The sequence below is a fragment of the Pseudomonas sp. NGC7 genome (assembly GCF_047159675.1).
Lineage (GTDB): Bacteria > Pseudomonadota > Gammaproteobacteria > Pseudomonadales > Pseudomonadaceae > Aquipseudomonas > Aquipseudomonas kermanshahensis.
Genome location: NZ_BAAFZY010000001.1, coordinates 4,090,873 through 4,102,940, shown reverse-complemented (window position 1 = coordinate 4,102,940; position 12,068 = coordinate 4,090,873). Strand labels below are relative to the sequence as shown.

Here is a 12,068-nt window from a genome sequence, read left to right as displayed (position 1 = left end):
CGCCGAACCGCCGCGAAAAGGCCGGTGGAGGTAAACCTGGCAAGCGCTTTGCATTCCTGTGATGAAAGTAAGTTTCCCATGCGGAATTACAAGCGACCCCTTACCCAGGAGTGTTCAACCCATGTTGCCAGCAGAAACCCAGCGCACCCTCGATCAGCACGGCATCAAGTATGTGCTGGCGCAGTTTGTCGACATCCATGGCTCGGCAAAGACCAAATCGGTGCCGGTCTCGGGCCTCAAGATGGTGGCCGAGGAGGGCGCCGGTTTTGCCGGGTTCGCCATCTGCGGCATGGGCATGGAGCCACACGGCCCGGACTTCATGGCCCGGGGCGACCTGGCCACGTTGATCCCGGTCCCCTGGCAGCCCGGCTATGGCCGGGTGGTGTGCGTCGGCCATGTCAACGGCCAGCCCTGGCCTTATGACAGCCGTTACGTGTTGCAGCAACAGGTGCAGCGCTTGGCCGACAAGGGCTGGACGCTGAACACCGGGCTGGAGCCCGAGTTCAGCCTGTTCCGCCGTGACGAAGGCGGCAAGCTGCAATTGGTGGATGCCTCCGACAACCTCGACAAGCCATGCTACGACTACAAGGGCCTGTCGCGGTCGCGGCTGTTTCTGGAGCGCCTGACCGAAGCCTTGCAGCCCGTGGGCTTCGACATCTACCAGATCGACCACGAAGACGCCAACGGCCAGTTCGAGATCAACTACACCTACAGCGACGCCATGGAGTCGGCCGACCGCTTCACGTTCTTCCGCATGGCGGCCGGCGAAATCGCCAACGACCTGGGGATGATCTGCTCGTTCATGCCCAAGCCCGACCCCAAGCGCGCGGGTAATGGCATGCACTTTCACCTGTCGCTGGCCAGCAGCACCAACAAGAATCTGTTCCATGACGCCAGCGACAGCAGCGGCATGGGCCTGTCGAAGCTGGCGTACCACTTCGCCGCTGGCCTGATGGCCCACGGCCCGGCGCTGTGTGCCTTCGCGGCGCCAACCGTCAACTCCTACAAACGCTTGGTGGTTGGCCGCTCGTTGTCCGGCTCGACCTGGGCCCCAGCCTTCGTTGCCTGGGGCGCCAACAACCGCTCGGCAATGGTCCGCATCCCCTACGGGCGCCTTGAGTTCCGCTTGCCGGATGCGGGCTGCAACCCGTACCTGGTCACTGCCGCGATCATCGCGGCTGGCCTGGATGGTATCGACCGCCAGCTCGACCCAGGCGAGATGTGCAACGAGAACCTCTACACCCTGAGCCTCGAAGAAATCGCCGCACGCGGTATCAAGACCCTGCCGCAATCGCTCAAGGAAGCCGCCGACGCGCTCGAGGCCGACCCCCTGTTCCGCGAGGTGCTCGGCGCCGAAATCGTCGACGAGTTCATCAAGCTCAAGCGCATGGAGTGGGTGGAGTACTGCCGCCACGTTTCCGACTGGGAAATCCAGCGTTACACCGAGTTTTTCTGACCGCCCCCATCCCTTGGGCGGCCCTCAAAACAGCGGTCGCCCACTGCCTAGTAAGGAGCATCACCATGTGTGGAATCGTAGGTCTGTACCTGAAGAAGCCTGAGCTGGAAGCCCAGCTCGGCAAGCTCTTCGAACCCATGCTGCACGCCATGACCGACCGTGGCCCCGACAGCGCCGGCTTTGCCATTTACGGCGATGAAGTGGCCGACGGCTGGGTAAAACTGACGTTGCAGGCCCTTGATGGGGGCTATTCGTGGGCCAGCTTGATGGGGCAACTGGAAGGGCGCTTGGGCTGCTCGCTGGACTGGTTTCAGAACGCCAGCGCCGCCGTGCTCAAGGTGCACACCACGGAAGCCGCCGCCCGTGCTGCATTGGCCGAGCTGGCCCCTGAAGTGCGCATCATGAGTGCCGGGCAGAGCATCGAAATCCTTAAGGGCATGGGCCTGCCGGCTGAGATTTCCAGCCGCTTCGGCCTGGCCGGCATGAAGGGCAGCCACATCATCGGCCACACCCGCATGGCCACCGAAAGCGCGGTGACCCTGGAGGGCAGCCACCCGTTCTCCACCGGCGCCGACCTGTGCCTGGTGCACAACGGCTCGCTGTCCAACCACTTCCGCCTGCGCCAGGAACTCAAGCGTGAAGGCATAAGCTTCGAGACCGACAACGACACCGAAGTGGCTGCCGGCTACCTGACCTGGCGCCTGCAGCAGGGCGATACCTTGGCCAAGGCTTTGGACGGGGCTCTGCAAGACCTGGACGGGTTCTTCACCTTTGCCATTGGCACCCGCAACGGTTTTGCCGTGATTCGTGACCCGATCGCCTGCAAGCCAGCGGTGCTGGCCGAAACCGACGACTACGTGGCCATGGCCTCCGAATACCAGGCCCTGGCCAGCCTGCCCGGCATTGAAAACGCCAAGGTCTGGGAGCCAGCGCCGGCCACCCTGTACGTCTGGGAGCGCGAAAGCGCCTGACCTGCCACCGAACCTCTGGAGAACCTTATGAAGACGATCGACCTTTCCAGCACTTCGGTGCGTGTCCTTAACCAATCCCTGCACGGTGAGGTGCAAGACCGTGAGTGGCGCGTGACGCGCCCCGACGGCAAACACAACCTGGCTGTCGGCATCAACGAAGACGTTTCGGTAGAGATCGATGGCCATGCCGGCTACTACTGCGCCGGCATGAACCAGAAAGCCAACATTACGGTGCACGGCAATGTGGGCGTGGGGGTGGCGGAAAACATGATGTCCGGCTCGGTGCGGGTCAAGGGCAGTGCCTCTCAGGCCGCCGGTGCAACCGCCCACGGTGGGTTGCTGGTGATCGAGGGCGACGCCGGTGCCCGTTGCGGTATTTCCATGAAGGGCGTCGACATCGTGGTCGGCGGCAGCATTGGCCACATGAGCTGCTTCATGGGCCAGGCCGGGCGTTTGGTGGTGTGCGGCGACGCCGGCGATGCGCTGGGCGACTCGCTGTACGAGGTGCGCATCTACGTCAAGGGCACGGTCCAGTCGCTGGGTTCGGACTGTATCGAGAAAGAAATGCGCGCCGAGCACCTGCAAGAGCTTCAGGCGCTGCTGAACGACGCGGGCCTCGACCATAAAGCCGCCGATTTCAAACGGTATGGCTCGGCCCGTCAGCTGTACAACTTCAAAGTCGACAACGCCTCCGCGTACTGATCCAGGAGCAACCCCATGAGCGAGCAATTCCCCCCGGTACTGCGTGAGTCGGCCACCTTCGATCGCCTGACCATCCAGGAAATCCAGCGTGCCGCCGAAACCGGCATCTATGACATTCGCGGCGGTGGCACCAAGCGCCGCGTGCCGCACTTCGATGACCTGCTGCTGCTCGGCGCCAGCGTGTCGCGCTACCCGCTGGAAGGCTACCGCGAAAAATGCGGCACCGACGTGGTGCTGGGCACCCGCTTTGCCAAGAAACCGATCCACCTGAAGATCCCGGTGACCATCGCCGGCATGAGCTTCGGCGCGTTGTCGGCCAACGCCAAGGAAGCGCTGGGCCGTGGTGCGACCATCGCCGGCACCAGCACCACCACCGGTGACGGTGGCATGACCCCGGAAGAACGGGGCCAGTCGCAGCACCTGGTGTACCAGTACCTGCCGTCGCGTTATGGCATGAACCCGGACGACCTGCGCAAGGCCGACGCCATCGAGATCGTCCTCGGCCAGGGCGCCAAGCCGGGCGGTGGCGGCATGCTGCTGGGCATGAAAGTGACCGAGCGCGTGGCCGGGATGCGCACCTTGCCGATTGGCGTCGACCAGCGCAGCGCCTGCCGCCACCCGGACTGGACCGGCCCGGATGACCTGGCGATCAAGATTGCCGAGCTGCGCGAGATCACCGATTGGGAAAAACCCATCTACGTGAAAATCGGTGCCAGCCGCCCGTACTACGACGTCAAGCTGGCGGTGAAGGCCGGCGCTGACGTCATCGTGCTCGATGGCATGCAGGGCGGTACTGCCGCGACCCAGGAAGTGTTCATCGAACACGTCGGTATTCCGATCCTGCCGGCCATCCCGCAGGCGGTGCAGGCACTGCAAGAGATGGACATGCACCGCAAGGTGCAGTTGATTGTCTCGGGTGGCATCCGCAACGGCGCCGATGTGGCCAAGGCCATGGCCCTGGGCGCTGACGCAGTGGCCATCGGCACCGCCGCGCTGATCGCCCTGGGCGACAACCACCCGCGCCTGGATGCGCAGTTGAAGGCACTTGGCTCGGCCGCCGGTTTCTACGATGACTGGCAGAACGGCCGCGACCCAGCCGGCATCACCACCCAGGATCCGGAACTGGCCAAGCGCCTGAACCCGGAAGAGGCCGGCAGGCGCCTGGCCAACTACCTGCGCGTGCTGGTGCTGGAGGCTCAGACCATGGCCCGTGCCTGCGGCAAGTCGCACCTGCACAACCTTGACCCTGAGGACTTGGTGGCGCTGACCGTCGAGGCGGCTGCCATGGCCCGGGTACCGCTGGCCGGTACTGCCTGGGTACCAGGCCAGGCTCAGTACTGATTCAACCTTCTGGGGCCGCTTTGCGGCCCTTTCGCGACACAAGGCCGCTCCTACAGATGATCGCGGTCCGTTGTAGGAGCGGCCTTGTGTCGCGAAAGGGCTGCGAAGCAGCCCCCGCTGCATCCCCATTCGCACAGGAGTGACTCCATGAAGCTTGCCCTTGCTGTTGTGCTGTTGGCATTGACGCCGTTGGCTCACGCCGCCGAGCCCACCCTGGACACCGGCAACACCGCCTGGATGATCTGCGCGGCGATGTTCGTGCTGATGATGTGCATCCCGGGCCTCGCGCTGTTCTACGGCGGCATGGTGCGGGCCAAGAACTTTCTTTCGGTGTTCACCCAGCTGTTCGCCGTGGCCGGGCTCATCGGCATCCTCTGGGTGCTGTTCGGCTACAGCCTGGTGGTGGATACCCGCGGTATGGTTGAAGGCCAACTGACCTTCAACAGTTTTATCGGCGGCCTGGACAAGGCGCTGATGCTGAACATCGGCCATGACAGCCTGGTAGGGACCATCCCGGAAGGTGTCTTCGCGGTATTTCAGCTGACCTTCGCGATCATCACGCCTGCGCTGATTGCCGGCGGCTTTGCCGAACGCATGAAATTCAGTGCCTCGTTGTTGTTCATGGGCGCCTGGTTCGTCCTGGTGTACGCACCGATTGCCCATATGGTCTGGGGCGGGCCAGGGGCATTGATGGTCAACTGGGGCGTGCTGGACTTTGCCGGCGGCACCGCAGTGCACATCAACTCCGGTGTGGCGGCGCTGGCTGCAGCGTTGATGCTAGGCAAGCGCAAGGGCTACCCACAGGTGGCCATGCCGCCGCACAACCTCGGCTTCACCCTGGTAGGTGCCGGTTTGCTGTGGGTGGGCTGGTTTGGGTTCAACGTGGGCTCGGGGCTTGCCGCCAACGAAGGGGCGGGGGTGGTGATGCTGGCGACCATGGTGGCTGCCTGCGCAGGGATTGTCGGTTGGCTGATTACCGAAAAGCTCATGCATGGGCGGCCCACTGCACTGGGGGCGGCCTCAGGTGCGTTGGCCGGGTTGGTTGGCATCACGCCGGCGTGCGCCTTTGTCGGGCCGTTGGGGGCGCTGGTGATCGGCTTGCTGACGGGGGCTATCTGCTTCTTCGCAGTGACCCGGCTGAAGCAGGCATTGGGGTATGACGACAGCCTCGACGTGTTCGGCCTGCATGGCGTGGGCGGGATGGTTGGCGCGCTATTGACCGGGGTGTTTGCCGCGCCGTCGTTGGGCGGTTATGTGGAAGGCATTACGCCCCTTGGGCAAGCACTGGTGCAACTGAAAGGCGTGGCCTTTACCGTTGTTTATTGCTTTGCGGTGAGCTGGGCGATTCTGGGCGCCATCAAGCTGACTGTCGGGCTGCGGGCCAGCCGGGAGGAGGAAGAGCAGGGGCTGGACCTGGCGGAGCACAATGAGCGGGCTTATAACCTCTGACTACAAGGTGTCTGTACCGGCCTCTTCGCGGGCAAGCCCGCTTGTATGGTTAGACTTGAAGGGGTGGTGGGACTAAATGCCCGATTCTGACTGTTCGCAGCAGTACAGACCAAACCGGCTTGCTGAAAACCATAGAATCTCCCACAGCAATACCGCAGGGCCCGGAATCTGTGGTCCCCCTGCGGGAGCGGGCTTGCCCGCGAAGAGGCCAGTACAGGATGAATCAGTGCCCCATGGCCAGCTTGGCACTCACTTGCCGGCGACGATAGGCACTGTCACGGCTAGCCAGCCACCAGTACAACGGCGAGGTAATCGCCAGCCCCACCAGCCACGACAGGTCTGCCCCGTTGATGTGCTCGGAAACCGGCCCGACATACAGCGGCGTGTTCATGAACGGGATCTGCACCACGATGCCCACGGCGTAGGCCACCAGCGCCTGCGGGTTGTAACGCCCGTAGATACCGCCATCGACCTTGAAGATCGACTGGATGTCGTAGTCACCCTTGTGGATGGCATAGAAGTCGATCAGGTTGATCGCCGTCCACGGCACCAGCACCACCAGCAGCACCAGCACCATGTCGACGAAGTGGCCGATGAAGTCCTTCGATGCGCACACGGCCACCACACTGCAAGCCGCCAGCACGATCAGCGACAGTACCGCACGGCTTTTGGCGGTGGGGATCCAGCGGTAGGCGAAGGTCTGGATCAGGGTAATGATCGACAGCACCGCGCCATACAGGTTGAGGGCGTTGTGGCTGATCACGCTGAGCAGGAACAGCACCAGCATGATCGGGCCGAGGGTGCCGGTGGCGAGTTTCACCGCGTCCATGGTGTCCATGCCCGCCGGGATTGCCAGCACCGCGACCGCGCCGAAGATGAACGACAGGCTCGAGCCCAGCACAGAGCCCAGGTAAGTGGTCCAGAAGGTCGAGCTGACCTTGACGTCGGCCGGCAGGTAGCGCGAATAGTCCGACACATACGGGGCAAAGGCGATCTGCCACAACGCTGCCAGCGACACCGTGGCCAGCCAGCCGGCCAGGTTGAAACCGCCGCGGGTGAGGAAGTCGTCACTTTGCACGTGGGTGAAGATATAGCCGAAGCCGACCACGATACCGATGCCCAGTACCCAGGTGCCGATGCGGTTGAGCACATGGATGAAGCGGTAACCGATGATGCCGATGATGCCTGACCCCAGTGCGCCAATGACGATACCCACCGGTACCGGCACGGCTTCGACCACGCCATGCAGCGACTTGCCCGCGAGGACGATGTTGGAGGCGAAGAACCCGATGTACATGACCCCGGCGATCACCACCACCAGCAGCGCGCCAAGTGTGCCGAACTGGGCGCGGCTCTGGATCATCTGCGGGATGCCCATCTGCGGGCCTTGGGCCGAGTGCAGCGCCATCAGCACCCCGCCGACCAGGTGGCCGACCAGGATGGCGACGATGCCCCACACCAGGTTCAGGTGAAACAGCTGCACGCCCAGCGCGCCGGTGACGATGGGCAGGGGCGCGATATTGCCCCCGAACCACAGTGTGAACAAATCCCTTACCTTTCCATGGCGGTCTTGCGGGGGCACGTAGCCGATCGTGTGTTTTTCTATGAGGGGTGCCGAGTTGGCTGCACTGGTCATGACTGACTCCAAGGCAAGGTAGGGCATGGGGTACTGCCCGGGGGCGTGCCGGCGAAGGGCGACGCGTTCTTGTTGGAGGGATGATGGGGGGTGCGGGGATAACGAGAAATTAGTAAATATGTGCCCATAAACCTTAAAAAACCTAAGGCTGACAAAAGGTTAAGGGACGAGTGGTAGCAAGGAGCGGGCCATACGGCTGGAAGGCCTGGGCCTGGGGGGTTGGCGCCCTCCGGGTGAATGGGCCGGGAACCGGGCTGGTGCGGGGTGCGCGTTTTCAGTGCAGATAAATAGTCCGCCTGTGCCGGCCCTTTCGCGGGCAAGCCCGCTCCCACAGGAGGACCACGTGCTCAAGATCGGTGGGGTCCTGTGGGAGCGGGCTTGCCCGCGAAGAGGCCAGAGCAGGCCTGCACAGCTACATGGGCAACAGCCGGTCCTGGATCACTTCCTTCATCACCAACGTCGAACTCAACCGCTTCACGTTGGGAATGCTGGTCAGGTGTTCGTCATACAGCTTCTGAAACGCCGGCAGGTCCTTGGCCACCACGTGCAGCAGGTAGTCCGGGTCGCCGAACAGCCGCTGCGCCTCGACGATCTGGGGGATTTCGGCCAACGCTGCCTCGAAGTCCGCCACCGGCTGCCGCGTCACCTCGCGCAGGGTGACGAACACCAGCGCGGCGAAGTTCAGCCCCAGTGCGGTCGGCGCCAGGCGCGCGTGGTAGCCCAGGATGGCGCCCGATTCCTCCAGCGCCTTCAGCCGGCGATGGCAGGGCGATAGGCTCAGGCCTACGCGATCCGCCAATTCGGTCACCGACAAGCGACCATCTTTTTGCAGCTCGGCAAGGATTTTGCGATCAGTTCTGTCCATGGAGAAGAATCTTCCAGCATATGTGCGATGACGGGGAATATACGAAAGAAAATGCCCCGAAGGAATCCGTAATCTTTCTGCATACCACGCCAAGACATAAGGAAGATTCAAGTGGCAATCAGTGTGCTGACGGCGTTCTGGGCCGTGTCGTTGCTGTTCGTGATTACCCCTGGTGCCGACTGGGCCTACGCCATCTCGGCGGGTATGCGTGGCCGCTGGGTGATGCCTGCGGTGGCGGGCATGTTGTCGGGCCACTTCCTTGCGACGCTGGTGGTGGCGGCCGGCGTGGGCAGCTTGTTGGCGGGGCACCCGTTGGCGTTGACGTTGCTGACCCTGGCAGGCTGCACCTATTTGTTGTGGCTGGGCGGCAACCTGTTGTTGAGCCCCGGCGTGCCGGAAGCGGGGCAGGACGGGGTGGGGGAGTCCGGCTCGCGCTGGGCCTTTAAAGGCTTTTGCGTCAGTGGGCTTAACCCGAAGGTATTCTTGCTGTTCCTGGCCTTGTTGCCGCAATTCACCGACCCGCAGTCAAGCTGGCCGGTGCCGGTGCAGATCCTGCTGCTGGGGCTGGTGCACCTGTGCAGCTCGCTGGTGATCTATTCGCTGGTGGGGTACGGCGCCAAGGCCATCTTGAGCACCCGGCCAGGGGCGGCGAAGATGGTCGGGCGGGTGTCGGGCGTGGCGATGATCGCCGTGGCCCTGGGGCTGATTGCCGGGCAGTTGGGCTGACGCTACCGGCGTTGACGCCGCTCGGATACACTCGCCGCTACATTTCGCACAACCAGGACGTGCCCCATGCCCGATACCGCCCAACTGCTGACCTTCGCATTGATCTGCCTGGGCATGGTGCTGACGCCCGGCCCGAACATGATCTACCTGATTTCCCGGTCGATCTGCCAGGGCCGCAATGCGGGGTTGATTTCCCTCGGTGGTGTGGCCTTGGGCTTCGTCATCTACATGCTCTGCGCTGCGCTGGGCATCAGCGCGCTGGTCATGGCCGTGCCGTTTGCCTACGACGTGCTGCGCATCGGTGGCGCACTGTACCTGTTGTACCTGGCCTGGCAGGCGCTTCGGCCTGGCGGCAACTCGCCATTCCAGGTCCGCGACCTGCCAGCGGACAGCCCGCGGCGGCTGTTCACCATGGGCTTTGCCACCAGCCTGCTGAACCCCAAGATCGCCGTCATGTACCTGTCGTTGATGCCGCAGTTCATCGAGCCCGGTCACGGCAGCGTGTTGGTGCAGTCGCTGGTGCTCGGGTCTACGCAAATCGCCATCAGCGTTTCGGTCAATGCCTTGATCGCGGTGATGGCCGGCTCCATCGCCGTGTTCTTAGGCGGGCGGCCCCTGTGGCAGCGCGTTCAGCGCTGGTTGATGGGCACTGTGCTGGCCGGGTTGGCCTTGCGCATGCTGGCTGAAGGGCGCCGTTGAAAAACGTCTGAAAGCAAGGGAACGAACGGGTACTTGCAGGCCTCCTATCCATCAGATGGATGGCAATGTGCCCGGGACTTCCCTGACATGAGATCGCTTCAACAACCCCCCACCGACGCGGGCAATCCACCGTTGGGCTTTCTGCTCAACGGCGGTAGCGTCGGCAGCCTGCTCCAGTCGATGGACTGGCGCGGCTCGCCAGTGGGTCCCCCCCACACCTGGTCGCCGCACCTGCAGACGGTCATGGGCACGCTGCTGCCAGCGCAAGCGCAATGCGTGCTGTTCTGGGGGCCGGCCTACGTGGCGCTGTACAACGATGCCTATGCACCGAGCATTGGCACCAAGCACCCGCAGGCATTGGGGCGGCCGGCCCAGGAAAACTGGAGTGAGCTGTGGGACGACCTGGAGCCGTTGCTGCGCGGTGTGCGCGAGAGCGGCCAGACCTTCTCGGCCAAGGATCGCCCTTTCTACATCGAGCGCCACGGCGTGGGTGAAACGGCCTATTTTGATGTGTCCTACTCCGCTGTGCGCGAGGCTGACGGCAGCGTCGGTGGCGTGCTGTGCCTGGTGACTGAGACTACCGAGCGCGTACGCTTCCAGCAGCGCCAGGCCTTTTTGCTGGAGCTGGGCCGTGCTTTACCCGCGCTGGGTGATGCAGAGCGGATCGAAGCGTTCGCGGTAAGTCGGCTGGCACGGCGACTCGGCGCGGCACGGGTCTATTTTGGTGAAGACCAAGGCGACGGCAGCAACTTCCAGGTAGCACATGACTGGTCCGAGGCCTTGCCCTCGTTCGTCGGCCAGCATGCCTACGCGAGCTTCGGTGCTTCGTTGCGCGAGCAACTGGCAGCGGGGCAGGTGGTGCAGCAGCCTTACAGCCTGCATGTGCCGGTCCTGCGCGCTGGCCGGCTGGAGACCACCCTCAGTGTGCATTTCCATACCCCGCACCTGTGCCCTGAAGACGAATGCCAGCTGGTGGAAGAGAGCGCCAAGCAAGCCTGGGCGGCGATTACCCATGCCAGGGCCGAGCGGGCGCTGCACCTGCTCAACGAAAGCCTGGAGGAGCGCGTGGCGTCGGCCCTGGCTCAGCGCGAATCTGCGATGCTGCAGCTGCACGAAGCGCACAAGATGGAAATGATCGGGCAATTGACCGGCGGCATCGCCCATGACCTCAACAACATGCTCACGCCGATCATTGCCTCGTTCGAATTGATGCGCCGCAACCCACAGTCCGAGCGTGCCCCCAGGCTGATCGACGGCGGCCTGCAGGCTGCCGAGCGGGCGCGCAACCTGGTCGGTCGGCTGCTCAGTTTCGCCCGCCGGCAAACCCTCAAACCCCAAGCCGTGTCTCTGGCGGCGCTGGTGGAAGACATGCGTGAGCTGATCGCCCGTTCGCTGGGGCCGACCATTACCGTGCACGTGCAGGTCGACCCGGCGCTACCGGCCGTGGTGGCCGACCCTCATCAACTGGAGCTGGCCTTGCTCAACCTGGTGGTCAACGGCCGTGACGCCATGCCTGAAGGCGGTGAGCTGAGTATCGTCGCCGGTATCGATGTAAACGGCCCGCCGAGGCCGGAAGGTGTGGCCGCGGCGCGGCTGGCCTGGCTACAGGTACGTGACAGTGGCTGTGGGATGGACGCTGAACAACTGCGCCGCTGCTTCGAGCCCTTCTACTCGACCAAGGCGGTGGGCAAAGGCACCGGCCTAGGCCTGCCGATGGTGCAGGGCTTGGCCGTGCAGTCCGGCGGTGGCTTTACCCTTCGTTCGTGGCCAGGTGAGGGCACCGAGGCGACCTTGTGGCTGCCGACCAGCGATGTGGCGGCAAGCTGCCGCGACAGCGATACAGCCGAAGCGCCATTGGCCGGCCGGAAGAACCACGTGCTGTTGGTCGATGACGAAGCGATCGTACGCCATGCCACAGCGCTGCAACTGCGCGACCTCGGCTACGAAGTGATCGAGGCCGACAGTGCGGCGGCGGCCTTGCAGCTGGTAGAGCGGGGGCTAGTGCCGGATGTGCTGGTGACCGACCATGTGATGGCCGAGATGACCGGCGTGCGCTTCGCCCAGCAGATGCGCCAGCGCCAGGCCAACCTGCCGGTGTTGATCATTACCGGCTACGCCAACCTGACACCGCGCGAACTCAAAGGCTTCGAAGTGCTGCGCAAGCCGTACCGGCGTGCCGAGCTGGCGCAGAGTGTGGCGCGGTTGTTGGCCGCGCAACGGTAG

General features: G+C 63.8%; 10 protein-coding genes. 8 read left to right on the top strand and 2 right to left on the bottom strand.

The features are described 5' to 3' along the window. Window positions 1-121: 121 nt before the first annotated feature. The 5 genes from glnT to ACMCNM_RS18300 all read left to right on the top strand — a co-directional run bounded on the left by glnT (window position 122) and on the right by ACMCNM_RS18300 (window position 5,919). Window positions 122-1,456 (top strand): type III glutamate--ammonia ligase, encoded by a 1,335-nt coding sequence (gene glnT, locus ACMCNM_RS18320; protein WP_027595362.1) that lies wholly within the window; start codon window positions 122-124, stop codon window positions 1,454-1,456. A gap of 65 nt (window positions 1,457-1,521) precedes the next feature. Further along, the gene (locus ACMCNM_RS18315) at window positions 1,522-2,427 is read left to right on the top strand and encodes a class II glutamine amidotransferase (protein ID WP_027595363.1); all 906 of its coding nucleotides are present in this window, start codon (window positions 1,522-1,524) and stop codon (window positions 2,425-2,427) included. A gap of 27 nt (window positions 2,428-2,454) precedes the next feature. Continuing rightward, a complete protein-coding gene (locus ACMCNM_RS18310) occupies window positions 2,455-3,129 on the top strand; it encodes a protein glxC (RefSeq protein ID WP_027595364.1) in 675 nt (224 codons plus the stop codon). A gap of 15 nt (window positions 3,130-3,144) precedes the next feature. Then, a complete protein-coding gene (locus ACMCNM_RS18305; RefSeq protein WP_412765098.1) occupies window positions 3,145-4,470 on the top strand; it encodes an FMN-binding glutamate synthase family protein in 1,326 nt (441 codons plus the stop codon). 147 nt (window positions 4,471-4,617) lie between these two features. Next, window positions 4,618-5,919: an ammonium transporter gene (locus ACMCNM_RS18300; protein WP_339551045.1), complete on the top strand. Its 1,302-nt coding sequence runs from the start codon at window positions 4,618-4,620 to the stop codon at window positions 5,917-5,919. A gap of 223 nt (window positions 5,920-6,142) precedes the next feature. Here ACMCNM_RS18300 and ACMCNM_RS18295 read toward each other — a convergent pair whose 3' ends face one another. Both ACMCNM_RS18295 and ACMCNM_RS18290 read right to left on the bottom strand, forming a co-directional pair. Continuing rightward, window positions 6,143-7,555 carry a purine-cytosine permease family protein gene (locus tag ACMCNM_RS18295; RefSeq protein WP_027595367.1) on the bottom strand — a complete coding sequence of 471 codons (1,413 nt, stop codon included), beginning with the start codon at window positions 7,553-7,555 and terminating at the stop codon, window positions 6,143-6,145. A 412-nt stretch (window positions 7,556-7,967) separates the two neighbouring features. After that, window positions 7,968-8,420 carry an Lrp/AsnC family transcriptional regulator gene (locus ACMCNM_RS18290; protein ID WP_099429055.1) on the bottom strand — a complete coding sequence of 151 codons (453 nt, stop codon included), beginning with the start codon at window positions 8,418-8,420 and terminating at the stop codon, window positions 7,968-7,970. A gap of 111 nt (window positions 8,421-8,531) precedes the next feature. Between ACMCNM_RS18290 and ACMCNM_RS18285 the strand changes: the two genes are divergently transcribed. The 3 genes from ACMCNM_RS18285 (at window position 8,532) to ACMCNM_RS18275 (ending at window position 12,068) form a co-directional block, all read left to right on the top strand. Beyond that, the gene (locus ACMCNM_RS18285; protein WP_186682596.1) at window positions 8,532-9,146 is read left to right on the top strand and encodes a LysE family transporter; all 615 of its coding nucleotides are present in this window, start codon (window positions 8,532-8,534) and stop codon (window positions 9,144-9,146) included. Between the two features lie 66 nt (window positions 9,147-9,212). Next, the gene (locus tag ACMCNM_RS18280; protein ID WP_027595370.1) at window positions 9,213-9,845 is read left to right on the top strand and encodes a LysE family translocator; all 633 of its coding nucleotides are present in this window, start codon (window positions 9,213-9,215) and stop codon (window positions 9,843-9,845) included. A gap of 87 nt (window positions 9,846-9,932) precedes the next feature. Further along, window positions 9,933-12,068, top strand: coding sequence for a response regulator (locus ACMCNM_RS18275; protein ID WP_186703980.1), 2,136 nt, complete (start codon window positions 9,933-9,935; stop codon window positions 12,066-12,068).

Bases quoted from the DNA above. Each gene is read 5' to 3' on its own strand.
- ACMCNM_RS18280 (WP_027595370.1), top strand. From the start codon at position 9,213: ATGCCCGATACCGCCCAACTGCTGACCTTCGCATTGATCTGCCTGGGC.
- glnT (WP_027595362.1), top strand. From the start codon at position 122: ATGTTGCCAGCAGAAACCCAGCGCACCCTCGATCAGCACGGCATCAAG.
- ACMCNM_RS18275 (WP_186703980.1), top strand. From the start codon at position 9,933: ATGAGATCGCTTCAACAACCCCCCACCGACGCGGGCAATCCACCGTTG.
- ACMCNM_RS18310 (WP_027595364.1), top strand. From the start codon at position 2,455: ATGAAGACGATCGACCTTTCCAGCACTTCGGTGCGTGTCCTTAACCAA.
- ACMCNM_RS18295 (WP_027595367.1), bottom strand. From the start codon at position 7,555: ATGACCAGTGCAGCCAACTCGGCACCCCTCATAGAAAAACACACGATC.
- ACMCNM_RS18305 (WP_412765098.1), top strand. From the start codon at position 3,145: ATGAGCGAGCAATTCCCCCCGGTACTGCGTGAGTCGGCCACCTTCGAT.
- ACMCNM_RS18290 (WP_099429055.1), bottom strand. From the start codon at position 8,420: ATGGACAGAACTGATCGCAAAATCCTTGCCGAGCTGCAAAAAGATGGT.
- ACMCNM_RS18300 (WP_339551045.1), top strand. From the start codon at position 4,618: ATGAAGCTTGCCCTTGCTGTTGTGCTGTTGGCATTGACGCCGTTGGCT.
- ACMCNM_RS18315 (WP_027595363.1), top strand. From the start codon at position 1,522: ATGTGTGGAATCGTAGGTCTGTACCTGAAGAAGCCTGAGCTGGAAGCC.